The organism is Roseobacter sp. CCS2 (assembly GCF_000169435.1).
Lineage (GTDB): Bacteria > Pseudomonadota > Alphaproteobacteria > Rhodobacterales > Rhodobacteraceae > Yoonia.
In genome coordinates, this window is the sequence record NZ_AAYB01000001.1 from 663,848 (window position 1) to 688,168 (window position 24,321).

Here is a 24,321-nt window from a genome sequence, read left to right on the forward strand (position 1 = left end):
CATGCGCTACCTCTGCTCAAACCAGTAAAAGGAACACCCATGACCAAACTTCTTGGCATCTCAGGATCGCTGCGCAAAGCGTCAACGAACACACTGCTTATTCACAACGCAGCCCGCATTTTCGGGGCGGATGAATTCACCCTCGCTGATATTAATGTCCCCCTTTACGACGGTGATCTGGAAGAGGCGAAAGGCGTGCCTGCCAAGGTGCAAACCCTGTCCGATCAGATCGCGGCGGCGGATGCCGTGATCATCTCAACCCCTGAATATAACAAGGCAATTTCGGGGTCTTTGAAAAATGCACTGGATTGGGTCAGCCGTACGGAAGGTGGACCATGGAACGGTAAGCCAGTGGCGATTATGTCGGCTGCTGCAGGGCGCGCAGGTGGTGAACGCGCGCAGTTTTCACTGCGGCTGGCGATGATGGCGTTTCGCCCGGACATCTTGCAGGGGCCAGAGGTTTTGGTGGCCAATTCCAGCAATGAGTTCGATGAAAACGGCCAGTTAACGGGTGAGATGTACATCAAACTGCTGACCGAGCTGATGGATGCTTTGAAAGCCCGCATTTAACGTACAGATCGCGTACACAACCTGTACACAAGCTGTACATACACGTGTGTGGCTGGCAAAAGCGCGGGGGCGGCCCTAAACTCTGCCGCAAGACCACAAACGGGAGACACCGATGGCAAGAGGCGCAGGCGGCAGTGACGGCGGGACCGGCACATTTCTGATCGGGCTGATCATGATGGTGGGCGGTGGCTATCTGCTGCTGAACGGCATCGTAGTACGGCCCAACTTTGGGTTCGGGTCGCGGGTTTTTGGTATCGGTGGCGTGCCGATCACGTCAGGTATGATCCTGATCCCGTTCATGTTTGGTGTGGGGATGATTTTCTACAATTCCAAAAACCTGATCGGCTGGGGTATCGCCGGGGCGGCACTGATCGCCCTGATCTTTGGCGTCATCGCGAATATGACACTGCAACTGGCGCGGATGAGCGCATTTGATCTGATTGTGATTTTGGTGCTGCTGGTTGGCGGGATCGGGTTGTTTTTGCGGTCGTTGAGGGCGGGGTAAGCGAAAGCGACGTCAACCGATGATTTGTTCTTTGCAGCTAGCGATCAGGTAGGTCCACAAGGTTAGCGGAACAATCACAGTGAATACGTAAAAACTAATAATCATTGGCGTAAGGCGCACTTTCCTAATGCCAAACATAACCAGCAATGTCTCTTTGATACTCAGTTGGTAGGTTCTAGCTGTGATGATGCTTGTGACCATAACGCTGATCCAAAAAATTATCATTGGCCAGTGTTGCGTCATGCCGATACAGTTGCTTTCCATCCGTCTAAGGATCCTTCTTTTGCCAACGAACCTGTATCAATACCCAATCGCGCACCCGTCTTTCCGCGGGTCACTTCCCCCCTCTAGCACGCCATCCTTATGCAGCAGGATCGCTTGTGAACCGCCGATCGCTGTGTCGGGCCGGACAACGTTGTGGCCCAGCGCGCTCAACTCATCTTTCACCGTGTCGCTATAGCCATCCTCGACCCGCAGTTCGTCGCCTTCGGCAAAGCAGCGCGGCGCATCCATTGCGGCTTGCGGTGACAGCCCGAAATCGCTGATGTTCGTCACGAAACGTGCGTGGCCGGTGGACTGGTATTGCCCGCCCATGACGCCGAAGGGCATGTGCACTTTGCCCTCTTTCTTCAGCATCGCGGGGATGATCGTGTGCATGGGGCGTTTGCCGGGGCCGACTTCGTTCGGGTGACCCTTTTCCAGCGTGAAACCTGCGCCGCGGTTCTGGAACAGCACGCCGAATTTATCCGATGCGATACCGGACCCGAAGGAATGGAAGACCGAATAGATCAGCGACACGCACATGCGGTCTTTGTCGACGACTGTGATGTAGATGGTGTCTTTGTGCACCGCCTCGGCCCCCGGCAGCCCTGCTGGCATCGCCTTTTTGGGGTCGATAAGCGCTGCGAGTTTTGCTGCCGTGTCGGGTGATGTCATATAATCCAGCCGCGTCATGTGATCGGGATCAGCAAGGAAGCGGTTGCGTGCGTCATAGGCCAGTTTGGTGGCTTCCGCTTCGATATGTGCGCGCTGCGCGCCCCATGGATCCATGCCTGCGATGTCGAAGTGTTTGAGCATATTCAGCAGCAGGATCGCGGTTGCCCCCTGCCCGTTGGGTGGATGCTCGTACAGGTCCAGCCCGCCATAATCGCCCATGATCGGGTCAGTATAATCGCAGGCGGTGTTTGCGAAATCATCCAGCGTATGGGTGCCGCCCAAGGCGTTCAGGCTGGCGACCATATCTTCCGCGACGTCGCCTTCATAAAACCCTTCGCGCCCGTCCATGGCGATGCGCCGCAAAACCTTTGCCTGTTCGGGTGCGCGGAAAAGCTGCCCTGCTTTGGGGGCGGATTTGTTCAATAGGTACAGATCGCGGGCGTGGCCAGATAGGTTACCCACAGCTTGCGCCCAATCAAAGGCAACGCGTTCTGCAACCGGGATACCTGCCTCGGCATAGTGGATTGATGGCGCAAGAACGGCCTTCAGCCCCAGTTTGCCCCAATCCTTGGACAGTTTGCAAAATGCGTCCACAGCACCGGGAATGGTCACAGCGTCGGCTGTGTAAGGTGCGATCGTCGCACCTTTGCTGCGCAGGGCCGCTGCATCAATCCCCGCAGGTGCCCGGCCCGATCCGTTCAACGCCACGACCCTGTCTTCGCCCGGCGGTGTCATCAGCACAAAGCAATCGCCGCCGATGCCCGTCATTTGCGGTTCGCACAAGCCCAGCAACACCGCGCCTGCGATGGCCCCGTCCATGGCGTTACCGCCTGCTTCCATCATTTGCACCGCAACTTTGGCCGCCAGCGGATGCGATGTGGCGCACATTCCGTTTGTTGCATAGACGGGTGATCGGCCGGGATGATGGAAGTTACGCATGAGATGTCCTTTATCTGCCTTGCAGCGAAACTTAGACCGATCCCCCACAGGCGCAACGACAATGTTGAGGGCTTTTCCTTTTGCCACGGCAGGCGTAGCTTTGACGGCAGCTATAGGAAGGCCAGAACATGCGCGATGTATTCATCACCGGAGCAGCCCGCACGCCGATGGGCGGGTTTCAGGGAATTTTCTCGACTGTGGATGCACCCAGTTTAGGCGGTGCCGCGATCAAGGCTGCAGTTGAAGGTGCAGGCGTCAATACTGTCGATGAAGTGCTGATGGGTTGTGTTCTGCCCGCAGGTCAAGGGCAGGCCCCTGCCCGGCAGGCCGGGTTTTTGGCCGGACTGGATGACAGCGTGCCGGCGACGACGCTGAATAAAATGTGTGGGTCTGGTATGAAAACGGCGATGATGGCGTTTGATCAGATTGCACGAGAGGGTGCCGAAACGATGGTTGCAGGCGGCATGGAAAGCATGACCAACGCCCCCTATCTGATGCCCAAGATGCGTAGCGGCGCCCGGATCGGGCATCAAACCGTGCAGGACAGCATGTTCCTGGATGGGCTGGAGGATGCCTATGACAAAGGCCGTCTGATGGGTACGTTTGCCGAAGACTGCGCCGAAAAGTATCAATTCACCCGCGAAGCGCAGGATCAATACGCGATTGCGTCGCTGTCAAATGCACTGGATGCAGAGCGGTCAGGTGCCTTTGATGCTGAGATCACGCCGGTCACGGTCCATGCCCGCACTGGTGAAGAGGTCATTACCCGGGATGAACAGCCAAGTAAGGCGCGCCCTGAGAAGATCCCGACATTGAAACCTGCGTTCCGCCCCGACGGCACTGTGACGGCCGCAAATGCATCAAGCATTTCGGATGGCGCGGCAGCTGTGGTTTTGTCAGCCGATGGCACGAACGCCCGCGCCCGTATTGTCGGCCATGCCAGCCATGCGCAAGCGCCGGGGTGGTTTACCACGGCCCCTGTGCCTGCTGCACAAAAGCTTTTGACAGCGATTGGCTGGGCCGTCGACGATGTCGACCTGTGGGAGGTGAATGAAGCCTTTGCCGTGGTTCCGATGGCTTTCATGCAAGAGATGCACATTTCCCGCGATATCGTGAACGTGAATGGCGGGGCATGTGCTTTGGGTCATCCCATCGGGGCGTCGGGGACACGGATTATCGTGACCTTGCTTAACGCGCTAGAGACCCGGGGGCTGAAGCGCGGGGTGGCCGCGATCTGTATCGGTGGTGGCGAAGGCACGGCCATCGCGATTGAGCGCGTGTAGACGACCAACGTCTTCAAACCTCTTTTCCAACCTTTTGTGAATAGCTCAGCACGCTCATGCGTAGACGTCGTGATGTTGCATCAAGTTTTTGCCGTGATTGCGGCAGATGACCTGTGCGGCGACAACTTTTGCTTGAGGGATCGTATTCCTTGACCTGATACATGAGAACACTGTGATGACCACGCCTGCGCCTAAACTTTTGCTGACCAGCGCGCTGATCACTCTTGCTGCCTGTGGTGGCGGCGGTGAGTCCGACCCTGACGCACAACAACTCGGGCTATTTTTCGGCAGCACGAACTCGTATGTGGCGTTGCCTTTTGGTAGCGCGCAAGCATAGCTTGCGCTGTCTTGTCCCCTACCGAAAGCACCCGCATGCGCGTTGACTATTCCCAGTTGTTGAACACTGTCACGGCCCTGACGGAGGGCGAAGATGACGTCGTCGCGTTAATGGCCACGGTCGCCTGCGAGGTGCACCACAGCGACGACCGCTTTGACTGGACAGGGTTTTACCGGGTGACCGCACCTGAATTATTGAAAATCGGCCCCTATCAGGGCGGTCATGGCTGTCTGGTGATCCCGTTTGAACGTGGCGTTTGTGGTGCTGCGGCACGCACCGGTCAGGTGCAGCTTGTACCGGATGTTGATGCCTTTCCCGGCCATATCGCCTGCGCCAGCAGCACACGTTCGGAACTGGTATTACCCGTCTTTGACCACACTGATAAGTTGATCGGTGTTTTTGATATCGATAGCAATCAGCCGGATGCCTTTACGCAAGCAGACGCTACAGAATTGCAGAAGATGCTGAAAATGACCTTTAAAAAGTAGTCCTTTAGTGGCACTGTTTGCGGATTGAAAAGATTGCTAAAAAGTGAGGCTGGATTTATGAACCGGTATGGATATTTTTCACGGCACAACCATGCCGGATGATCGTCTGACAGTTCCGTCGCTTGGCGCTGACGTGCGTGCGATCCGCAAGGCCCGCAAGATGACGTTGATTGATCTATCCGATGCGATGGGCCGGTCCGTTGGCTGGTTAAGTCAGGTTGAACGCGACAAGTCCTATCCCACGATTGCGGACCTTAATAAAATGGCTGCCTTGCTGGATGTTTCGGTGTCCAGTTTTCTGCAAGTGGGTACAATGCCCGGTGAAGAAGGGGTGATTGTACGCTCGCATGCGCGCAGGCCCATCGGCAGCCGCACGCCCGGCCTGACCGAGGCGTTGCTGTCACCCGATCTGACCGATGATTTTGAGGTTATCCATTCAACCTTTGCCCCTAATTCATATCTGCCAGAGCCGTTGACCCGACCAACCCAAGAAGTCTGCTACATTCTAAGCGGCAGCTTTGAGATTGCGCTGAACGGCAAGCGTTTCCTTTTGGAGCAGGGCGATAGTTTCCGTTTGCGCGGTGAAGAATTTCAGTGGTGGAACCGCGGTGATACCCCGTGCGAGATCGTCTGGGTGATCTCGCCTCCGATCTATTAGGGAACGGAATGGCGTTGCATGGACACTGCGAATGCGGCGCTGTCGCCTTTGAGGTGGCCCGCGCGCGCGACACCATCACCTTTTGCCATTGTAGCCAGTGCCGCCGCACCAGCGGCCATTACTGGGCCTCGACCCGTGCGGATTTGGCGAATGTGACTTTTACGCGCGATGATGGGTTGGCGTGGTTTCAGTCATCCGACACGGCGCGCCGGGGCTTTTGCAAAAAATGCGGCTCAAGCCTTTTTTATCAACCGATTGGCGCAAATCACCTTGGTATTGCCGCAGGTTGCCTTGACCTGCCCACGGGTATGACCCCTGCTAAGCATATCTTTACTGCTGATGCAGGCGATTATTATACCGTTCCGGATGATGCCCCGCACATCCCCGACTAGAAAAGGCGAATGATATGGCTGATTTTCCAACGACGGCGCGTGTTGTGATTATCGGTGGCGGTGTTGTGGGCGTGTCGACCCTATACCATCTGGCCAAAATGGGCTGGACCGATTGCGTTCTGCTGGAAAAGAACGAACTGACCGCCGGGTCCACGTGGCATGCCGCAGGCAACTGTCCAAACTTTGCCCCCAACTGGGCCGTGATGAATATGCAGCGCTATTCGCTGGAGATGTACCGGACGCTGGCCGACGATGTTGATTATCCGATGAATTATCACATGACCGGCGCGCTGCGTCTGGGCCACACCAAAGAGCGCCGTCAAGAATTCGCACGCGTTGCAGGCCAAGCCAAGGGGATGGGTCTGCCGCTGGAAATGATCGGCATTGATGAGGTCAAGAATTACAACCCGTTCGTGGAAACCCATGATCTGTCAGGCGTTCTTTGGGACCCGCTTGATGGTGACATTGACCCTGCTCAACTGACCCAAGCCTTGGCCAAAGGTGCGCGCGATCTGGGTGCCAAGATTGAACGCTTCTGCCCGGCCACCGGCGTAACGCAGAAAGACAGCGGCGATTGGGTTGTGCATACCGACAAAGGCGACATCACCTGCGAAAAGATTGTGAATGCTGCCGGTTACTATGCCGCCCGTGTGGGTGAATGGTTCAAGCCTTATGGTGGCCGTGATGTGCCGCTGACGGTCATGTCGCACCAATATTTCCTGACCGAGGAGATCGACGAAATCAAAGCCTGGACCAAGGAAAACGGCAAAAAGACCCCGATGATCCGTGATGTGGATAGTTCCTACTATCTGCGTCAGGACAAGAACGGTCTGAACCTTGGTCCTTACGAGCGGAACTGTAAGGCCCATTGGGTGACGCCCGAAGACCCGATGCCGCATGATTTCAGCTTCCAGCTGTACCCTGACGATCTGGACCGGTTGGAGTGGTATATTGAGGATGCGATGGCGCGTGTGCCAGTCTTGGGCACAGGCGGCGTTGGTCGCAACATCAACGGCCCGATCCCCTATGCCCCCGATGGCCTGCCAATGATCGGCCCGATGCCCGGTGTGAAGAACGCGTTTGAGGCGCATTCCTTTACCTTTGGCATCGTGCAGGGTGGCGGTGCCGGCAAGGTCATGGCCGAATGGCTGACCGAAGGCGAGACAGAGATGGATATGTGGGCCGTCGATCCGCGGCGGTATACTGATTACACTGACAAAGACTACACCCATGCCAAGGCGCTAGAGACTTATGGCCACGAATACGGCATGCATTTCCCACATAAGATGTGGCCAGCTGGCCGTGACAAGAAGCTGTCGCCAGTTGATGGACGCGTCCGCGCGCTGGGTGGCCAGATGGGCGCATATAATGGGTGGGAGCGCGCAAACTGGTTCGCCAAAGATGGTGACGATACATCCACTGCAGCGACCGAGACGTGGGAACGTGACGGCCCCTGGAAGATCCGCGTGCAGGAAGAATGCGAAGCGGTGCGCGATGGTGTCGGCGTTCTGGACTTGCCCGGCTTTTCGCGCTTCAATCTGGAAGGCGAAGGCGCGGCAGAATTCCTGCGTGGCATGATCGCAGGTGCGCTGCCCAAGATTGGGCGCATGAACCTTGCCTATTTCCCCGACAGCCAAGGCCGTATCCTGACCGAGATGTCGTTGATCCGCCATGATGATGATCACTTTACGCTGATCACTGCGGCTTCTGCCCAGTGGCACGACTATGATATTCTGGACAAATATCTGCCTGCGGGCCTGACCCTGACAGATATCACACGCGATTTTTCGACGCTTATTGTGACCGGACCGAAGGCGCGCGATTTGTTCACCGCCATGGGCACTGATGCGGACCTTAGCCTTGGTTGGCTGACGCACCAATCCGCGACAGTCGCTGGCCAGCCCTGCAAACTGGCCCGCGTCATCTTTGCTGGTGAGTTGGGTTGGGAAATCCACGCGCGTATGGACAAGATACCAGCGCTTTATGATGCCGTTCTGGCCGCTGGTGCGACACCATTTGGCATGTTCGCGCTGAATGCACTGCGGATTGAGAAGGGATATCGCGCGTGGAAGGGTGATTTGTCCACGGACTACACCTTGTTGGAAGGCGGAATGGAGCGGTTTATCAAGTTCGACAAACCCCAGGACTTTCCCGGCAAGGCCGCTTTGCTGGGTGAAAAACAGCGTGGGCGCAGCCGCGGCTTTGCTATGCTGACCATCGACACTCCCGGCCCGGCTGACGCGCCATATATGTCGCCGATTTGGGTAGGTGATGAAAAAGTTGGCGAAACGACCTCTGGCGACTGGGGGTTCCGGGTGAACAAGTCCATCGCACTTGGCATGCTTCGCACAGACGTCAACACACTTGGCAGCAAGGTCGAGGTCGAAATTTATGGCGAACGCTACGTGGCGACCGTGCAGGAAAATCAACCGCTGTGGGACCCGCAAAACGAACGGATCCGCGCCTGATGTTGACGGCAGCGATGAAAGATCTGATCGCCACGTTCCCGCTAGGGTTCGTGGCGACGGTAACTGCGGACGGTGCACCTGCGGTATCGCCCAAGGGCACGTTTTTGGTACTGGATGATACAACCATCGCCTACAGTGACATCCGTTCACCCGGCACGCGCCGCAACCTGATGGGCAATCCGGCGGTTGAGATAAATTTCATTGATCCGTTTAAACGCAAGGCTGTCTGGGTCGGCGGCAATGCGGTGATCCATCCAAAAGGCACCGACTGGTTCACACAGATGCACCCCAAATGGCACGACGCTTTTGGCGATTTGGCCAAACGCATCTCAGCCTTGGTTGTGATCAATCTGGACAGCGCATCCGAAATATGGACCCCGCCTTATGATGATGGTGTGACCGAAGACGAAATGATAGCGACATATAAAGCAAGATTCGGAGCGCTTTATACGTGACAGACATCATTCTTCTTGATGGCGGCATGGGTCAGGAATTGGTCCATCGTGCGGGCGACCGCCCGACGCCGTTGTGGTCGACCCAAGTGATGATTGACCACCCCGGATTGGTCGCCAAGGTTCATGCAGATTATGCCGCCGCAGGTGCAACGGTGCACACCACAAATACCTATGCCATTTTGCATGATCGTCTGGATGGCACCGGGATGGAGGACCAGTTCGCCGCACTTTATACGGCCGCTTTGAAAGAGGCCGAGGGTGCGGGTGTTCTGGCAGGTGCTATCGGGCCACTGGGGGCATCTTATCGCCCTGATCTGATGCCTGCCCATGATGTCGCGGTCGCCACATATACCGAGGTTGCAAACCTTCTTGCCCCCAAAGTTGACCTGATCATTTGTGAAACAGTCGCCTCGGTCGCCCATGCGCGCGCTATACTTGAGGCGACTGTCGCGACAGCTAAACCGGTTTGGCTGGCGCTGACTGTGGATGATGCGGACGGCACCAAACTGCGCTCGGGAGAGCCGTTGGCGGATGTGTTCGCCGTTGCAGGTGCCGCAGATGCCATTCTGGCAAACTGTTCATCCCCCGAAGCAATCAGCGCGGCAATTGATGTACTTGCCACAGGCGACAAACCTTTTGGTGGCTATGCCAACGGGTTCACCCAGATCAGCGAAGGGTTTCTGGGTGACAAACCAACCGTGGATGCCCTGACTGCGCGCCATGACCTTGGCCCCGATGAATATGCGGCATTCGCGATGCAATGGGTCGCGCAGGGGGCCACAATCGTGGGCGGCTGCTGCGAGGTAGGGCCAGCGCATATTGCCAAACTTGCGGATAGCATCACAGCCGCCGGGCACCGCATCGTCGCGCCATGAGCGCGCCATGTGTTTTTGATATCTTCGTCGCCGACGGGTTTGTCCTGACCGAATTTGCAGGGGTTGTCGAAGTGATCCGGTTGGCCAATCGGATCAATGCAAGCCCGCTGTTTGAATGGCATGTCAGATCAGCCACAGGCGGGCAGATCACGGCAAGCTGTGCGGTTACTGTCGACAGTACACCCCTGCCTATACGGCCTGATGCAGATTATCTTTTAGTGCTGGGTAACAGCGATCCTGACTGCCCCGCTTTGTCGCTGGGCAAAGCATTGGCCAACTACACCAGTAGGCAAGCCCGGGTTGTTTTATTGTCAGAGGCAGCGGCCCGCTATATTTCTGAAACCAAGGGCGATCCTGGCACCCACACGACGCATTGGGAAAACCGAACGGTCCTGATGGAACGGCTGGGTCTGTTTGATACCAAGGCCACCCTTGCTGTGGAAAGCGGATCAATCATCACCTGCGCGGGGATGGGTGCGACCTTTGATATTGCACTGTCAATTGCCAGTCAGCATGCCGCGTCCTCTACGATGACGACGGTTGCGGATATTCTGCTACATGAACGGGTCCGGCACTTTAACACGCTCCAACCCTTTGCGGGCAAAGAGGTCACGACCACGGGCGACACAGCGCTTGATGCCTGCCTTGCGTTGATGCAGGACAATATGGAGTTTCCCCTGCCAATCGGTGAAATCGCGCAGCGCGCCAACCTGTCAAAACGGTCGCTGGAGCGGAAATTCAATCGGCTGATGAAGATGACACCCAACGGATATTACCGCGGACTGCGGTTGAACAAGGCGAATAATTTGCTACTCAACACTGCCATGCGGATTAATGAGATCGGTCTGGCCTGCGGTTTTCCCAGCGGTTTCACAACGATCTATCGTGAAGCCTTTGGGATGACACCCAATGCGGCGCGCAAGAAAGGCCGTATCAAATAGCTGATTTGCGTCAGAAGTGACGCTTTCACAACTTAAAAATGATGCCGGGATGGCATAAATCGTCCGATCACCAGTCTACAGGAAATCAATTTATGCCTACGCTTCCTTCTCATGCGCGTGCTGTCATTATCGGCGGCGGTGTCATCGGTTGCTCTGTTGCCTATCATCTGGCCAAGCTGGGCTGGACCGACGTGGTTGTGCTGGAACGCAAACAACTGACATCGGGAACCACTTGGCATGCTGCCGGTCTGATTGCGCAACTGCGCGCGACGGCAAACATGACAAAGCTCGCAAGATATAGTCAGGAGCTTTATGGCAACCTTGAAGAAGAAACTGGCGTTGCAACCGGATTTAAGCGCTGCGGTTCGATCACGGTTGCGCTGACGGAGGAGCGCAAAGAAGAAATCTTTCGCCAAGCCGGTATGGCGCGCGCTTTTGGTGTCGATGTGGAGGAAATTTCACCGCAAGAGGTAAAAGCCCGCTATGAGCACATGAACATCAATGGTGTCGCGGCAGGTGTCTATTTGCCCAAAGACGGACAAGGTGATCCTGCCAACATCGCGCTGGCATTGGCCAAGGGCGCACGTCAAAACGGTGCTGTTATTGCAGAACAGACCAAGGTGACCAAGATCAATAAAACCGGCCGCCGCGTGCAGTCGGTTGAATGGGCCCAAAACGGCGAAACGGGCACCATGACCTGCGATATGATCGTGAACTGCGCGGGCATGTGGGGCCACGACGTTGGCCGCATGGCAGGGGTGAACGTGCCGCTGCATGCCTGTGAACATTTCTATATCGTGACAGAGGCGATTGCGGGGCTGACACAGATGCCCGTTCTGCGCGTGCCGGATGAGTGTGCGTATTACAAGGAAGACGCTGGCAAGATGCTGCTTGGGGCGTTTGAGCCGCATGCAAAGCCTTGGGCGATGGACGGTATCCCGGAGGATTTCGAATTCGATCAGTTACCCGAAGACTTTGACCATTTTGAACCAATCCTAGCGCATGCAGTTCAGCGTATGCCAATGCTGGCTGATGCCGGTATTCACACATTCTTTAACGGCCCCGAAAGCTTTACCCCGGACGACGCCTATCATCTGGGGTTGGCGCCCGAGATGGATAATGTCTGGGTCGCTGCTGGATTTAACTCGATCGGTATTCAATCTGCTGGTGGCGCAGGCATGGCCCTGTCGCAGTGGATGGATGCGGGTGAAAAGCCGTTTGATCTGGGCGACGTCGACATCAGCCGGATGCAGCCGTTTCAGGGCAACAAAACCTATCTGTTTGAACGGTCCAAGGAAACGCTGGGTCTGCTTTATGCCGATCACTTTCCCTTCCGCCAAAAGGCCACCGCACGCGGTATTCGCCGCACGCCGTTCCATCAGCATATGCTGGACAATGGCGGGGTAATGGGTGAATTGGCCGGTTGGGAACGCGCAAATTGGTTCGCCGATGCAGGGCAAACCCCGGCCTATGAATACTCTTGGAAGCGTCAGAATTTCTTTGGCAACGTAGGGCGCGAAGTTGAGGCCGTGCGCACCAATGTGGGCATGTACGACATGTCCTCTTTTGGCAAAATACGGGTCGAAGGCCGCGATGCGACAGCGTTCATGAACGACGTGGGCGGTGGTGATTACGATGTGCCGGTGGGCAAGATCGTCTACACCCAGTTCCTGAATAGTATGGGCGGGATTGAGGCAGACGTGACCGTCACCCGCATTTCCGAACTTTGCTATCTGGTCGTCACCCCCGCCGCGACACGCCTGGCTGATCAGACATGGATGCGGCGCCATGTTGGCGACTTTAACGTGGTGATCACAGATGTGACCGCTGGCGAAGGTGTGCTGGCCGTGATGGGGCCGAACAGCCGCAAACTGCTAGAGGCTGTTTCGCCTGCCGATTTCAGTAACGCTGTGAACCCCTTTGGCACCGCGCAAGAGATTGAGATCGGCATGGGCCTCGCCCGGGTGCATCGCATCACGTACGTGGGTGAGTTGGGTTGGGAAGTTTATATGTCCTCGGATATGGCGGGCCATGTGTTTGAGACGCTGCACGACGCAGGTCAGGATATGGGGCTAAAGCTGTGCGGGATGCACATGATGGATGCCGCACGCATGGAGAAAGGCTTTCGACACTTTGGGCATGATATTACTGCCGAAGATCATGTGCTTGAGGCCGGGCTTGGCTTTGCGGTGAAGACTGACAAGCCGGATTTTATTGGTCGTGATGCCGTGCTGCGAAAGCGTGAGACGGGCTTGGAACGGCGATTGGTGCAGTTCAAGCTAACTGATCCTGAACCGCTGCTATATCACAACGAACCCATCGTGCGGGACGGCGAAGTGGTCAGCTATCTGTCATCGGGCGGCTACGGTCACCACCTCGGTGCCGCGATTGGGATGGGTTATGTGCCATGCAAGGGTGAAAGCGTGGCGGAGCTGTTAGCAAGCGATTTCGAGATTGATGTCATGGGCACGCGGGTGAAGGCCGAAGCACAGTTGAAGCCGTTTTATGATCCGACGAGTGAGCGGGTGAAGGTTTGATGATGGGCCTGGGGAAGTTTGGTTTGAGCCCAAAGTGTCGAATGCTGCGTAGTGCCTGAACGGCAGCGGCGCGCGAAAGACGGACACCGCAAAATTGCAAACTCGGATCAGTCTATGGCGTTCGGACCGCCTAGTGTTCTATGCGATAGGGCTGATCCGGTGCTGTGCCAGTGATCAGAATTGCCGACCCTCGACCCGCTTGTAACATGTCGGTGCGGAGCTATCGTTTGTGGTAGATTTCAATCCGCTTCGGCTGCCCGGACGTTCGGGGCACTGCATACATCAACCACAAGGAAAATGCCCCGTTGTGGCGGCTACTGACGCGCTGTACCCTGCCTTTACGAAGATGTAGATTGATAGTCCAAAAGCCGTTTCTTGGGCAGATTACTCAAGGCATTTTGTTTAGCTGCGCTGTTGCAGGCCGATATGCGCCTTAGTTTTATCTATCTCTAATACACCTTTCGGAAGGCTCCACCGGGCCACAAAAAATAGGATGACATCATGGATGGTACACTTGGTCTAGTCTGGCTGCTGACGAGTTTGACAGATATGGCGTTGAATGACTGCCCCAACGGTTGCCTTCGCACCGAAAAGCAAGAACCACAGATATTTTATCAGCTGGGACAACTGCAATCTGATGAATTTCAGAGTGCGAATGAGTTCTACCTTGGCTACGACAGCCATCGTCGACGCGGCCCCTCCCGCCCCACTTATGGCCTTTCGCTCACAACTGATGGGGCGGCATGGTTCGGGATTGGCGGGAAATGGAGCAGCCAATACGTTTACGATAGCCCATGGTTCGTCGAAACCTCGCTGATGCCTGGTTTTTACAGACAAGGTGACGGCGCTGATCTTGATGGGACTCTGCAATTTCGAGCGGCACTTGGTATTGGTTATACGTTTGACAACGGCACTAACCTGACTGTCATCTACGACAGTATGTCCAATGCAGATTTTTTCGATGACAGCCCGAGCCGCGAAACGCTTGCCATCCGTTGGACGACAAACTGGGAGGGATAGCGCCATCCTTCAAAAATGCTTGATGATAAAGATACCCGCGCAAGGCGGCCGCGTCTTTCGACACTACTGCCAAGCGCACTGGGTCGCTGTTACCAATCATATCGGCAATCTTTACCCTTCATGCAAACGCTGGCCCGTAACGCACATGGTGGCCGATAGGTCCATCCAATATCTTCTTTTGGCTGGTTTCTGCCATCGTCGGCAAACGCGCGAATGACGAACGTATCCGCACAGCGGACATTCCCGGCCCTATAGAAGTCGCTCCGATCACCCGCCCGACACACTCACCTTACTTCAGCGCCCGCGCCAAAAACGCCTTTGTCTCTTCCCGCTCAGGTGCATCAAACAACGCCTCCGGCGGGCCTTCTTCGATGATTTTGCCATCTTTGAGGAAGCACACCTTATCTGCCGCATGACGCGCAAAGCCCATTTCGTGGGTGGCAAGTACCATTGTCATGCCCTGCTGCTTTAGCATCAGCAGCACGTCCAGCACCTCGCCCACCAGTTGCGGGTCCAACGCTGAGGTGATTTCGTCGAACAGCATCACTTCAGGCCGCATCGCCAAGGCACGAATGATTGCGACGCGTTGTTGTTGCCCGCCCGACAACTGGTCGGGGTAATTCTGCATCCGGTCCGCCAGACCAAAGCGTTTGAACAGATCTTCGACCTCATCCACCAGATCCGCCTTTGATCGTCCATGTACGCGGCGCGGCGCCAGCATCGCGTTTTCAAGGGCGGTCATATGCGGGAACAGATTGAAGCTTTGAAAAACCATGCCGATACGGGCGCGCACGGCTTGGGGGTTCAGCCCCGGTTCAGCAATGTCTTCGCCATCAAGAAAAATCTCACCGTCTTCGACAGCTTCCAGCAGGTTAATGCAGCGCAGCAATGTGGATTTGCCCGCCCCGGATGCCCCGATCAGGCAAACCATTTCCCCTTCGTCCACATCCAGATCGATGCCATCGCAAACGGTATTCGCGCCAAACTGTTTGACCACGCCGCGCAGGGAAAGCTTCGCCATCAGCTGCGGTCCCGCATTTGTTTGGCCATCAGGTAATCGGCATAGCGGGTAGCGGGGATCGTCACGATCAGAAAAATGATCGCGGCGCCGACGTAGGGTGTGAAATTCGCGGTGAGCGATTTGAACACACCCGCTTGGCGGAATATCTCAACAGGGCCGATGAAGCTAAGCAGCGAGACGTCTTTTTGCAACGCAATCAGCATGTTCATCTGCGATGGGACCACGTTGCGGATGGCTTGGGGTAAGACGACATCGCGCATGACCTGCCTTTCGGACAGGCCCAATGACAGGGCCGCCGACCGCTGGCTTTGATGCACGCTGTCGATGCCGGAGCGGAAGATTTCGGCAACATAGGCCGAATAGGTCAGGATCAGTGCAAGCGATCCCCAGATGTAAGGTGAATTCCATGGGCGCGGCAGGCCAAGGCCGGGGATGCCGAAACCGATGAGGTAGACAGTCAAAATAACCGGCACGCCCCGGAAAACATCAGTGAAGGTCGCACCGAAGATGCGTAAGGGAAAAAGCGCTGGTGATTTTGCATCGCGCGCCAAAGCGATCAGCAAACCAAGGATTGCAATCGCGGGGGCGGACCACGAAAAGATCATCAGGTTAATCTTGAAGGCATCGAGCAGTTTGGGAAACGTATCAGCCAGTACAGCGCCGTTGAAAAAGCTGCGCTGCACCTTTTCCCAGCCCGGCGTCATGGGCACGAAAATGACAATGCAAGCAACAACCGCCAGCGTGCTGGTTGCGGCGATCATCAGCGACCGCTTGCGCTGTTGTGCCTCGTATCGTGCGCGGCGGGTCATGCCCGCCGCCTTGGTCGTGGTCATATTAGAAATCGATCAGCGGAACACCGGTGGTGTCCTGTAGCCAGGTCGCCTCAATCGCGGCCAGTTCACCGCTTTCGGTCAGGGCGACCAGTGCGTCATCCACGCAAGACTTGAGCGGATTGCCCTCTTCCATCAGCATGCCAAACTGATCTGGGTTATCGCTGGCGTCGGGCGCAAATTGACCGATGACTTTGGACCCTTCGATCATCACCGCACTGAGGAACAATGCTGTTGGCAGATCAAACAGGGCTGCGTCGATCTGGTTTGCCGACATCGCCGCATTCACATCGGCGTTGTCGCCGTAAAGCAGTGGATCACTGGTGGGTTGGATCACGTTCGCCAGTTTCGGCACGGCGGTGGTCGATCCCATCGCACCCCATTTCAGATCACGCAGGGCATCCAAGGTGGGTTCTGTGTCCGTTGCATTGGGGCTGACAAGAACAGCCATAGGGGCGGTGTAATAAGGCATCGAGAAATCGACGATCTCATCGCGCGCGGCGCTGATCGAATACTGCTGAATGTTCACATCAAAATTCTTGGCACCCGGTTGGATCGCCTCATCAAAGGATGACCGGACCCAAACCACATCTTCGGCGGCAAAGCCCATTTCACCTGCAACCGCATAAGCGACAGCAGCTTCGAAACCTTCGCCGCTTTCGGGCGCATCATCAAGGACCCATGGGTAATAGGCCGGGTTGCCTGTTGCGATTGTCAGCTTGCCTTCGGTCAGCGTTTTGTCCGCAGCACAATGGCCGGCCGCAAAAGCAGCAGAGGTTGTCAGCGCGAGCGTCATCGCCGCAAGGGAAAGAGTTTTTGCCATCGGTCTCACCTATTGTTGGATCAGTCAGGTGACACGGTAGTTTCACAACACACCGCTGTCCAGCAATCGGAGCGCGTTGGTTTGCTGACCGGGCCACATATCTGTCGCCCGGCCTGTGTATCAGGCATTAGCCCATCAATTGACCTGCTTCTGGCACCCATTGGAACTCTGCGTCATTGCTTCCGGTATCCACGTAACCGACAGCCGGGAACGGCATGTGATAGCCAATCGCTGGCACACGGTCTGCGGCAATCATGCCCAACACATTGCGGCGCGACGCGGCAGCGGCTTCTTTATCCGCATCAAAGCGGACTTCCCAATCAGGGCGCGCCAGCGACCAAACGGGGTGATTTGCAAGGTCAGCAAAAATCACAAGACCCTTGTCTGCGCTATCAAGCCGGTAAACCATGTGGCCGGGTGTATGCCCAAAAGCGGCCATGCCTGTGATCCCGCTGACAACATCATTGCCATCCCCGATGAAGGTCATCTGATCCGCCAAGGGGCGCACATTCGCCTCAAACCCGTCATTTTCAGCCGCGGCCCAGTGATCAAATTCAACTTGGCCGGTGACATAGCGGGCGTTGGCAAAGGTCGGCCCACCATTGTTCATCAGGCCACCAATGTGGTCGCCATGCATATGGGTCAGCACAACCACATCAACCTGATCGGCGCTGTATCCTGCACCTTCAATGGCGCTAAGCGTGGCGGCGGCGTTCAATCCGGTATCAAACAACACCAGTTCTGATCCGGTATTCACCAGTGTCGGCGTAAAGAAGAACTGAGAGGCCTCTGTGGACAGGAAATTTTCCTCGCTCACCGTGGCGAATTCTTCTTCCGACACGTTCATGCCGAAGATGCCTTGCGGGTTTTCGCGCGGCGTCGTGCCACCAAGGATCGTCGTCACCTCAAAATCGCCGATCATGAAGCGGCGGTGCGAGGCAAAGCTTGCCCCTTTCATAGGGGCCTCGGCGCGGGCGGCACCAGCGGCCAATCCAACAAATGGCAGTGCCGTGCCGGCGGCAAGCATATTGCGGCGGGTCAATGTGGTCATGTCGTCTCTCCTGTTGGTCATACAAATCGGATGCATGACCAACAGATAGGGCGAAAGTGTCGCAGGTCACTCACACTGACGTGAGCACCCAAGACCGGCTTTAGTTATCCGCCTGTGCCGTCGGACCCAGCGCATTCAGACCTTTGAGAATATCAATGGCATAGGCCAGCTGATAATCATCCTCGCGCAGGGCCGCTGCGGTTTCAGCGCGCGCGCGATCTTCTTCGATCTGGCGGATTTCATCCTCGCTCAGGCTGTCGTTTTCCAATGAACCACGCAGGCCTGCCTCTGACCGCTGTGCGCGTTCTTCGGCCTCTTCTTCGGTTTCTTCACGCGGGCGGGGTTGTTCAACGATAATATCGGGTGAAATGCCCAGCGATTGAATAGACCGGCCAGAGGGCGTGTAGTAACGCGCCGTTGTCAGGCGCATCGCACCATCCTGGCTAAGCGGGACAACCGTTTGCACAGACCCTTTGCCAAAGGAATTTGTCCCGATCACAATCGCACGGCGGTGATCCTGCAATGCACCTGCCACGATTTCCGATGCAGAGGCAGAGCCACCGTTGATCAGCACAACAATCGGCTTGCCCTCGGCCAGATCACCCGGCGTTGCATTAAAACGGTCACCATCTGCGGCCTCGCGTCCGCGGGTTGATACGATCTCGCCTGCGTCAAGGAACGCGTCGGCGACATAAACTGCCTGACTAAGCAGGCCACCGGGGTTATTACGCAGATCAAGTACAATCCCGTCGATATTGTCGAAACCGCCTGCTTCTTCGACCTGTTCTTCCATACCCGCGCTTAGGTTGGGGAAGGTCTGTTCGTTGAATGTCGTGATCCGCATAACAACGGCGTCGCCTTCCGTCCGGCCACGCACGGCGGTCAGTTTGATCGTATCGCGAATGATCGACACGTCGAATGGCTCAACCTCGCCTTCGCGCACGATGGTCACGATAATTTCGGCACCGACAGGTCCGCGCATCATGCGCACGGCTTCGTCCAAGGTCAGGCCCAGCACGCTTTCACCATCCACAGCCGTGATGAAATCACCGGCCAAAACGCCGGCAGCTTCGGCCGGTGTGCCATCCATGGGTGAGACAACTTTGACCCAACCTTCTTCCTGTGTGACCTCGATCCCAAGACCGCCAAATTCGCCGGATGTGCTGACACGCATGCGTTGTGCGGCATCAGGGGACAGATAGCTGGAGTGCGGATCAAGCGATGTAAGCATCCCGTTGATCGCCGCTTCGATCAGCTCGCGGTCATCGACCTCTTCGACATAGTTTGATCGGATCCGTTCAAAGATATCGCCAAACAGGTCAAGTTGTTCATAAACGCTCGTGTTCGATTGCGTTTCCTGCGCGAGCACTGGCCCTGCAATCTGTGTTGTGGCCACCAGTCCGATTGCGGCACCACCAACAGCAGCAAAAATCATCTTCTTCATCACATATCCTTACCTACTCGACCGCAAACCACGTGTCGGGGTTTACCGGAGTTTGCCCATCTCGCACCTCAAGATAAAGGGCTTGTGGCGCTTGCCCACCCGCATTGCCCAAATTATCGGTCAAAATCCCGTCATCAAGCCCTTCAGAGGCACCTAAAAGCCCGACTGGCGCATTGGCAGGCAACACTTGGCCAGGCTCTCCAAAAACTTCGGCAAAGCCTGCGAGAATGAACATGACGTCAGCGGCCGGTTCCAAAATCACGACGGTGCCGTAGTTCAACAATGGACCGTGAAACAGAATTGTCGCTGGCACGGGCGTCGTCACAAGGGCGCGTGGTTCAGCTGCAATGCGGATGCCGGACCGACCGCTGCCATCATCAGGCAAGACAACCCCAGACACCGGCAAAGGCAGATTACCGTCCGGTGCCAGCGCTGTGGTTCCTTCTGGTCGGGCTGTCGCAATCTGTGTTGCGAAATCATCAAGGGTTTCGGCGCTTGCGACCAGCAAGGCGGTCTGCACAGGATCATCGGCAAAGCGGGTGGGCAGATCGGTCCGTTCTGACACCGCCAACGCCAATGATGCCCGTGCTGTCTGTGCGCCTTGCAGGCCGTCCATCAGGGTTTGCGCCGCCGCGTCCTGTACTTTGCGCACTGCCCGCGTTTCATCCAACAGCTTGTCCAGCCGCGCCACCTCTGCCTCAAGCCCCGGTGTGACATCGGCCACCAACATCCCTGCCCGGACCGTGTTCAGCGGCCCATCGGGATGGGCGCGCAAAACCGGTTGCGGTGTGTTGCCAATTGCGGAAAGCACCCCCAGAAGCTGGGCAAATTCAGCGGTGCGCAGTTCCAGTTCCTCGGTCAATATGCCCTCGCGCAACGCGATGTCGCGCTGCTCTGTACGCATGGCGGCAAGGCCTGCTTCATAGGCCTGGACCGCTTGGGTAAGCGCCGCGATCCGGTCGCGTGCGCCTTCCGTTGCCTCAAGCTGGGCCTTGGCGGCCTGCAATTGTGCGGCCGCGTCCTGTGCGGCTTGCTGCGCAGACAGGCCGGTCGCTAGGCAGATCAAAAAGGCGGTAAGGCGGATCATCTTTCAATCAAACTCCGCCCGGTCATTTCCGGCGGCAAATCAAGACCCATCAGTTCAAGCACGGTTGGGGCAAGATCAGCCAAACGCCCATCGCGTAGCGTGACATTTTCAGGGCCGCCCACCAGCGCCACGGGTACCGGGTTCAGTGTGTGGGCGGTGTGCGGGCCACCTGTTTCAGGGTCAATCATTGTTTCGCAATTGCCGTGGTCGGCTGTGACGATCATCGCGCCCCCTGCTTTTTCAAGCGCAGCCAGCACCTGACCCAAGCCAGCATCAACAGCCTCACATGCTTTAATCGCGGCATCCAAATCGCCTGTATGGCCGACCATGTCAGGGTTCGCGTAATTTGTGACGATCAGATCATAGCCATTCTCAATCGCCTTGACGAAATGTTCTGTCACCTCGCCGCACGACATCTCTGGTTGCAAATCATATGTCGCGACATCGGGCGATTTTGGCATATAGCGGTCTTCGCCTTTCTCTGGCGTTTCAATCCCGCCATTCAGGAAAAAAGTCACATGAGGATATTTTTCAGTCTCAGCCAACCGAAACTGGCGCAGATCATGTTTGGCAACCCAAGCGCCGAGGGTGTTCTGAATATCGCGTTTTGGGAACACTGTGTCAAACCATGCATCATGGCGATCGGAATAGGTGACCATGCCCAGTCGCGCCACCAAAGACGGTTGCGTGCGCGCAAAGCCGTCAAAGTCAGGGTCCGCTATCGCCGCCAAAACCTCGCGGGCGCGGTCTGAGCGGAAGTTGAGGCAGAAAAAACCATCATCCGCCGCGAACCCTGCATAATCTGCAATGACAGTCGCCGGGATAAATTCATCCGTTTTGCCATCGTCATAGGCCGCCTTGATTGCGGCTTGCGGTGTGTCGGCTTTGCGCCCCTTACCTTTGGCCATCGCATCATAGGCGGTTTCAACCCGGTCCCACCGGTTATCCCGGTCCATGGCAAAGTAGCGCCCGATCACAGTAACGATCTGCGCTTGCGGCGGCAGGTTGTCTTCCAGCGTCTGCATAAAGCTTTCAGCAGAGGAAGGTGACACATCACGCCCATCAGTGATTGCATGAATGGCGACGGGAACATCCGCATCTGTCAACGCTTTGGCAGCGGCGATAATGTGGTCAACATGCCCATGCACACCACCATCTGAAACGACACCCATCAAATGTGCAGTGCCACCGCTTTCTTTCATGGTTTTGATAAACTGCACCAAGGCCGGGGCCTCAAAGAACGACCCATCTTCAATCGACAACTCAATCTGACCCAAATCCATCGCAACGACGCGGCCTGCGCCGATATTTGTGTGCCCGACCTCGGAATTGCCCATCTGGCCACCCGGCAGTCCCGCGTCACGACCATGGGTCAAAAGCTGCGCATGAGGGCCTTGCATGACGGCGTCAAAGTTTGGCGTTTTGGCTTGCGCAGGCGCGTTGCCTTCGACCGCGTCACGCAGGCCCCAGCCATCCAGAATGCAAAGAACAACGGGTTTGGGGGTGGGCATGGCGAACTCCTGATATTTTAGGCGTGGTTTAGCGTATCATGGCCGGGGCGCAAACCGCTAAGCGCGATGATATGGCCCGCCTGACAGAATAGAGGCGGCACGATACAACTGTTCTGCCAGCATCACGCGGACCAACATATGCGGCCAGACCATCTTACCAAAACTCAAGGATGCATCCGCGCGGGCGCGCAAAGCAGGATCAATCCCGTCCGCGCCTCCTATCACAAAGCTGACATCCTGCCGCCCCTGATCCCGCCAAGTGGCAAGAAGGGCTGCAAAGTCGGGCGAGTTCATCACCTTGCCGCGTTCATCCATCGTGCAGATCAGGGCGCCATCCGGTATCGCACGATCAAGTAAAGCAGCCTCGGCCGGCATGCCGCCGCCCTTTTTGTCTTCGACTTCGATCAATTGTGCGGGGCCAAGGGCCAGTGCCCGCCCGGTCCGGTCAAACCGGCTGAGGTAGTCATCATAAAGGTCGCGCTCGGGCCCGTTACGCAAACGGCCTACAGCGCAAATCTGGACGCGCATCAGACGGCGGTTGCCGCCCCGGGCTGCCACATCTTTTCAAGCTGATAAAACTCGCGCACTTCGGGTCGGAAGATGTGCACGATGATATCGCCTGTGTCGATCAACACCCAATCGCCGGTATCTTTGCCTTCGGTTTTGGAGATGATCCCGAAATCCTGCTTAATCTTGTCGGCCAGCTTTTCAGCCATGGCCGTCACCTGGCGGGTCGAACGGCCCGACGCGATGACCATATAGTCGCCGATCTCGGACTTGCCGCGCAGATTGATCTGCACGATGTCTTCGCCTTTGTCGTCTTCAAGGGATTTCAGAACAGCCGCCAAAAGGCTGTCGCTGGTCGTTGCGTGCTGGGCCGTCATTGCGGCGTCCCCGGCTTTGGCTGATGTATCAGCAGCTGTAGAAAGAGACAGTTCATTGTCCTCCTTAAAAAACGTCGTCATGGCCCCGACGCCGGGCATAATGCAAAGCTAGCAACGCCGACGCGATTTTTCAACATCTGGGTTAAGGGCAAAGAGGCATCTGGCGAATTTCATCCTCGGACGCCACGGCAGACAGCGGTCCATTGCGCACCAGTGGCAGGAATGCGCCATCCTGCGCAAGGCGCAACCCCACGCTGACGCGCGCCTTAGGATCAGGGCCATCACCAATCCGGCAGGGCGAGAGTATGACACCAAGCACCCCTTCGGTTGCCGCGTCATTTTCGGCACCCCACTGGCGGGCTGTCGCTTGCAACGCCCGCAACCTGTCAACGTCGCTGGCGGCGACAAGAAAGACCGAACCCGCACGTTCCAACACGAAATTTCCTGATTGTTCCTGCCCTGTATCCGACCGGGACACGCCAAATATCAACTGCGCTGTTCCCGGTTGTATATCGATCCCGGCTGGCAAGGCCAGGTCAATGGCAAAGTCAGCGGGGTCTGCCGTTGTTGGGGAAAGCCCGCTCAGGCGCAGGGCAGTGGACGGCACAATGCTTGAGCATGCACAAAGTGCGATAGTGGCGAGGATTGGAAGGCGCATAAGAATCTCCTTTGACAATATGTTTTTATTGTTTTACGATAAAATATATAAATAGAAAGGTATAAAATGACAAAGCTTAGTAAGGTCTCTCAATGGGCCGCTGTTTTGCGCGGTCTTACCATTGCGGCGATGATCGTTTTGCCGGTCACGATCATGGGCGGCCTTTTCGCGACGCCATTGGTTCCTGAAGCGATCAATAGATCCCTAAGCGATATTAACGTATCTCAGGACATCACGCGCACGCAGCTAATAATCGTTGTCGCATTGAACCTGATCAGCCCCGCGATCTTGCTTGTCACACTGAATGAAATGCGCAAGCTTTTCGGGGCTTATGTGGGTGGCGATATCCTGAGTGAAAAAAGCGCACACCTGATACAGCGCGTCGGTCAAGGCTTTCTGGCGCTTGCGATTGTGCCCTTTATCCTGCGGCCAATCCAAACCGTTCTTTTGACCTATGCCAATCCGCCGGGCGAGCGCAGTTTGGCAGTAGGTCTGGATAGCGATATGATCTTCTTTGCCCTCTCGGGTGGGCTGATCGTGATCATCGGCTGGGCGATGCGCGAAGCTTCTGACGTTGCGGCAGAAAACAAATCCTTCGTATGACTGAC

The 24,321-nt window shown here is 56.4% G+C and carries 24 protein-coding genes; 13 read left to right on the plus strand and 11 right to left on the minus strand.

Annotation, left to right across the window (positions count from 1 at the left end; all coding sequences use genetic code 11):
• Window positions 1–39 precede the first annotated feature (39 nt).
• Both RCCS2_RS03375 and RCCS2_RS03380 read left to right on the plus strand, forming a co-directional pair.
• Complete coding sequence (locus RCCS2_RS03375; protein WP_008231298.1) at window positions 40–570, plus strand: NADPH-dependent FMN reductase; 531 nt, start codon at window positions 40–42, stop codon at window positions 568–570.
• A gap of 112 nt (window positions 571–682) precedes the next feature.
• The gene (locus RCCS2_RS03380) at window positions 683–1,075 is read left to right on the plus strand and encodes a hypothetical protein (protein ID WP_008231299.1); all 393 of its coding nucleotides are present in this window, start codon (window positions 683–685) and stop codon (window positions 1,073–1,075) included.
• A 300-nt stretch (window positions 1,076–1,375) separates the two neighbouring features.
• Here the strand turns inward: RCCS2_RS03380 and RCCS2_RS03390 are convergent, their stop codons facing one another.
• Window positions 1,376–2,950, minus strand: a complete 1,575-nt coding sequence (locus RCCS2_RS03390; protein ID WP_008231304.1) for a gamma-glutamyltransferase family protein — start codon at window positions 2,948–2,950, stop codon at window positions 1,376–1,378.
• A gap of 128 nt (window positions 2,951–3,078) precedes the next feature.
• Here RCCS2_RS03390 and RCCS2_RS03395 point away from each other — a divergent pair, with 128 nt between their 5' ends.
• The 10 genes from RCCS2_RS03395 (at window position 3,079) to RCCS2_RS03440 (ending at window position 14,404) form a co-directional block, all read left to right on the plus strand.
• The gene (locus RCCS2_RS03395; RefSeq protein WP_008231305.1) at window positions 3,079–4,233 is read left to right on the plus strand and encodes an acetyl-CoA C-acyltransferase; all 1,155 of its coding nucleotides are present in this window, start codon (window positions 3,079–3,081) and stop codon (window positions 4,231–4,233) included.
• Between the two features lie 372 nt (window positions 4,234–4,605).
• Window positions 4,606–5,058, plus strand: coding sequence for a GAF domain-containing protein (locus tag RCCS2_RS03400; protein WP_008231308.1), 453 nt, complete (start codon window positions 4,606–4,608; stop codon window positions 5,056–5,058).
• Between the two features lie 67 nt (window positions 5,059–5,125).
• Window positions 5,126–5,716 carry a helix-turn-helix domain-containing protein gene (locus RCCS2_RS03405; RefSeq protein WP_008231309.1) on the plus strand — a complete coding sequence of 197 codons (591 nt, stop codon included), beginning with the start codon at window positions 5,126–5,128 and terminating at the stop codon, window positions 5,714–5,716.
• An 8-nt stretch (window positions 5,717–5,724) separates the two neighbouring features.
• On the plus strand, window positions 5,725–6,108 hold the full coding sequence (locus RCCS2_RS03410) for a GFA family protein (RefSeq protein ID WP_008231310.1): 384 nt from the start codon (window positions 5,725–5,727) through the stop codon (window positions 6,106–6,108).
• Window positions 6,109–6,122: 14 nt separating this feature from the next.
• Window positions 6,123–8,576 carry a GcvT family protein gene (locus RCCS2_RS03415; RefSeq protein ID WP_008231311.1) on the plus strand — a complete coding sequence of 818 codons (2,454 nt, stop codon included), beginning with the start codon at window positions 6,123–6,125 and terminating at the stop codon, window positions 8,574–8,576.
• Window positions 8,576–9,031 carry a pyridoxamine 5'-phosphate oxidase family protein gene (locus RCCS2_RS03420; protein WP_008231312.1) on the plus strand — a complete coding sequence of 152 codons (456 nt, stop codon included), beginning with the start codon at window positions 8,576–8,578 and terminating at the stop codon, window positions 9,029–9,031. Before RCCS2_RS03415 ends, RCCS2_RS03420 begins: the two co-directional genes overlap by 1 nt.
• Window positions 9,028–9,906, plus strand: coding sequence for a homocysteine S-methyltransferase family protein (locus RCCS2_RS03425; protein ID WP_008231313.1), 879 nt, complete (start codon window positions 9,028–9,030; stop codon window positions 9,904–9,906). The genes RCCS2_RS03420 and RCCS2_RS03425 overlap by 4 nt, the downstream gene beginning before the upstream one ends.
• Window positions 9,903–10,847 carry a GlxA family transcriptional regulator gene (locus RCCS2_RS03430; RefSeq protein WP_008231314.1) on the plus strand — a complete coding sequence of 315 codons (945 nt, stop codon included), beginning with the start codon at window positions 9,903–9,905 and terminating at the stop codon, window positions 10,845–10,847. Before RCCS2_RS03425 ends, RCCS2_RS03430 begins: the two co-directional genes overlap by 4 nt.
• A 92-nt stretch (window positions 10,848–10,939) precedes the next feature.
• Window positions 10,940–13,384 (plus strand): GcvT family protein, encoded by a 2,445-nt coding sequence (locus RCCS2_RS03435; RefSeq protein WP_037293140.1) that lies wholly within the window; start codon window positions 10,940–10,942, stop codon window positions 13,382–13,384.
• Window positions 13,385–13,885: 501 nt separating this feature from the next.
• Window positions 13,886–14,404 (plus strand): acyloxyacyl hydrolase, encoded by a 519-nt coding sequence (locus RCCS2_RS03440; RefSeq protein ID WP_008231316.1) that lies wholly within the window; start codon window positions 13,886–13,888, stop codon window positions 14,402–14,404.
• Window positions 14,405–14,693: 289 nt separating this feature from the next.
• On the opposite strand, the gene RCCS2_RS03445 is transcribed toward RCCS2_RS03440, so the two are convergent.
• The 10 genes from RCCS2_RS03445 to RCCS2_RS03490 all read right to left on the minus strand — a co-directional run bounded on the left by RCCS2_RS03445 (window position 14,694) and on the right by RCCS2_RS03490 (window position 23,713).
• Window positions 14,694–15,425: an amino acid ABC transporter ATP-binding protein gene (locus tag RCCS2_RS03445; RefSeq protein WP_008231317.1), complete on the minus strand. Its 732-nt coding sequence runs from the start codon at window positions 15,423–15,425 to the stop codon at window positions 14,694–14,696.
• Complete coding sequence (locus RCCS2_RS03450; protein WP_008231318.1) at window positions 15,425–16,258, minus strand: amino acid ABC transporter permease; 834 nt, start codon at window positions 16,256–16,258, stop codon at window positions 15,425–15,427. The genes RCCS2_RS03445 and RCCS2_RS03450 overlap by 1 nt, the downstream gene beginning before the upstream one ends.
• Before the next feature lies 1 nt (window position 16,259).
• Window positions 16,260–17,078 carry an ABC transporter substrate-binding protein gene (locus RCCS2_RS03455; RefSeq protein ID WP_008231319.1) on the minus strand — a complete coding sequence of 273 codons (819 nt, stop codon included), beginning with the start codon at window positions 17,076–17,078 and terminating at the stop codon, window positions 16,260–16,262.
• A gap of 127 nt (window positions 17,079–17,205) precedes the next feature.
• The gene (locus RCCS2_RS03460; RefSeq protein ID WP_008231320.1) at window positions 17,206–18,129 is read right to left on the minus strand and encodes an MBL fold metallo-hydrolase; all 924 of its coding nucleotides are present in this window, start codon (window positions 18,127–18,129) and stop codon (window positions 17,206–17,208) included.
• 100 nt (window positions 18,130–18,229) lie between these two features.
• Window positions 18,230–19,573 (minus strand): S41 family peptidase, encoded by a 1,344-nt coding sequence (locus RCCS2_RS03465; RefSeq protein ID WP_008231321.1) that lies wholly within the window; start codon window positions 19,571–19,573, stop codon window positions 18,230–18,232.
• A gap of 13 nt (window positions 19,574–19,586) precedes the next feature.
• A complete protein-coding gene (locus RCCS2_RS03470) occupies window positions 19,587–20,660 on the minus strand; it encodes a murein hydrolase activator EnvC family protein (RefSeq protein ID WP_008231324.1) in 1,074 nt (357 codons plus the stop codon).
• Window positions 20,657–22,171 (minus strand): 2,3-bisphosphoglycerate-independent phosphoglycerate mutase, encoded by a 1,515-nt coding sequence (gpmI, locus tag RCCS2_RS03475; protein WP_008231325.1) that lies wholly within the window; start codon window positions 22,169–22,171, stop codon window positions 20,657–20,659. Before gpmI ends, RCCS2_RS03470 begins: the two co-directional genes overlap by 4 nt.
• A 57-nt stretch (window positions 22,172–22,228) precedes the next feature.
• Window positions 22,229–22,699 carry a 23S rRNA (pseudouridine(1915)-N(3))-methyltransferase RlmH gene (rlmH, locus tag RCCS2_RS03480; protein WP_008231326.1) on the minus strand — a complete coding sequence of 157 codons (471 nt, stop codon included), beginning with the start codon at window positions 22,697–22,699 and terminating at the stop codon, window positions 22,229–22,231.
• Complete coding sequence (rsfS, locus tag RCCS2_RS03485) at window positions 22,699–23,154, minus strand: ribosome silencing factor (protein ID WP_008231327.1); 456 nt, start codon at window positions 23,152–23,154, stop codon at window positions 22,699–22,701. Before rsfS ends, rlmH begins: the two co-directional genes overlap by 1 nt.
• A gap of 43 nt (window positions 23,155–23,197) precedes the next feature.
• Window positions 23,198–23,713, minus strand: coding sequence for a hypothetical protein (locus tag RCCS2_RS03490; RefSeq protein WP_008231331.1), 516 nt, complete (start codon window positions 23,711–23,713; stop codon window positions 23,198–23,200).
• A 66-nt stretch (window positions 23,714–23,779) separates the two neighbouring features.
• Here RCCS2_RS03490 and RCCS2_RS03495 point away from each other — a divergent pair, with 66 nt between their 5' ends.
• On the plus strand, window positions 23,780–24,316 hold the full coding sequence (locus RCCS2_RS03495) for a hypothetical protein (protein WP_008231332.1): 537 nt from the start codon (window positions 23,780–23,782) through the stop codon (window positions 24,314–24,316).
• Window positions 24,317–24,321: the final 5 nt, after the last annotated feature.

Bases quoted from the DNA above. Each gene is read 5' to 3' on its own strand.
- RCCS2_RS03390 (WP_008231304.1), bottom strand. From the start codon at position 2,950: ATGCGTAACTTCCATCATCCCGGCCGATCACCCGTCTATGCAACAAAC.
- RCCS2_RS03470 (WP_008231324.1), bottom strand. From the start codon at position 20,660: ATGATCCGCCTTACCGCCTTTTTGATCTGCCTAGCGACCGGCCTGTCT.
- RCCS2_RS03465 (WP_008231321.1), bottom strand. From the start codon at position 19,573: ATGAAGAAGATGATTTTTGCTGCTGTTGGTGGTGCCGCAATCGGACTG.
- RCCS2_RS03445 (WP_008231317.1), bottom strand. From the start codon at position 15,425: ATGGCGAAGCTTTCCCTGCGCGGCGTGGTCAAACAGTTTGGCGCGAAT.
- RCCS2_RS03375 (WP_008231298.1), top strand. From the start codon at position 40: ATGACCAAACTTCTTGGCATCTCAGGATCGCTGCGCAAAGCGTCAACG.
- RCCS2_RS03395 (WP_008231305.1), top strand. From the start codon at position 3,079: ATGCGCGATGTATTCATCACCGGAGCAGCCCGCACGCCGATGGGCGGG.
- RCCS2_RS03410 (WP_008231310.1), top strand. From the start codon at position 5,725: ATGGCGTTGCATGGACACTGCGAATGCGGCGCTGTCGCCTTTGAGGTG.
- RCCS2_RS03415 (WP_008231311.1), top strand. From the start codon at position 6,123: ATGGCTGATTTTCCAACGACGGCGCGTGTTGTGATTATCGGTGGCGGT.
- RCCS2_RS03495 (WP_008231332.1), top strand. From the start codon at position 23,780: ATGACAAAGCTTAGTAAGGTCTCTCAATGGGCCGCTGTTTTGCGCGGT.
- RCCS2_RS03380 (WP_008231299.1), top strand. From the start codon at position 683: ATGGCAAGAGGCGCAGGCGGCAGTGACGGCGGGACCGGCACATTTCTG.
- RCCS2_RS03430 (WP_008231314.1), top strand. From the start codon at position 9,903: ATGAGCGCGCCATGTGTTTTTGATATCTTCGTCGCCGACGGGTTTGTC.
- RCCS2_RS03450 (WP_008231318.1), bottom strand. From the start codon at position 16,258: ATGACCACGACCAAGGCGGCGGGCATGACCCGCCGCGCACGATACGAG.
- RCCS2_RS03440 (WP_008231316.1), top strand. From the start codon at position 13,886: ATGGATGGTACACTTGGTCTAGTCTGGCTGCTGACGAGTTTGACAGAT.
- RCCS2_RS03400 (WP_008231308.1), top strand. From the start codon at position 4,606: ATGCGCGTTGACTATTCCCAGTTGTTGAACACTGTCACGGCCCTGACG.
- RCCS2_RS03405 (WP_008231309.1), top strand. From the start codon at position 5,126: ATGGATATTTTTCACGGCACAACCATGCCGGATGATCGTCTGACAGTT.
- rsfS (WP_008231327.1), bottom strand. From the start codon at position 23,154: ATGCCCGGCGTCGGGGCCATGACGACGTTTTTTAAGGAGGACAATGAA.
- rlmH (WP_008231326.1), bottom strand. From the start codon at position 22,699: ATGCGCGTCCAGATTTGCGCTGTAGGCCGTTTGCGTAACGGGCCCGAG.
- RCCS2_RS03420 (WP_008231312.1), top strand. From the start codon at position 8,576: ATGTTGACGGCAGCGATGAAAGATCTGATCGCCACGTTCCCGCTAGGG.
- RCCS2_RS03455 (WP_008231319.1), bottom strand. From the start codon at position 17,078: ATGGCAAAAACTCTTTCCCTTGCGGCGATGACGCTCGCGCTGACAACC.
- RCCS2_RS03490 (WP_008231331.1), bottom strand. From the start codon at position 23,713: ATGCGCCTTCCAATCCTCGCCACTATCGCACTTTGTGCATGCTCAAGC.
- RCCS2_RS03435 (WP_037293140.1), top strand. From the start codon at position 10,940: ATGCCTACGCTTCCTTCTCATGCGCGTGCTGTCATTATCGGCGGCGGT.
- RCCS2_RS03460 (WP_008231320.1), bottom strand. From the start codon at position 18,129: ATGACCACATTGACCCGCCGCAATATGCTTGCCGCCGGCACGGCACTG.
- gpmI (WP_008231325.1), bottom strand. From the start codon at position 22,171: ATGCCCACCCCCAAACCCGTTGTTCTTTGCATTCTGGATGGCTGGGGC.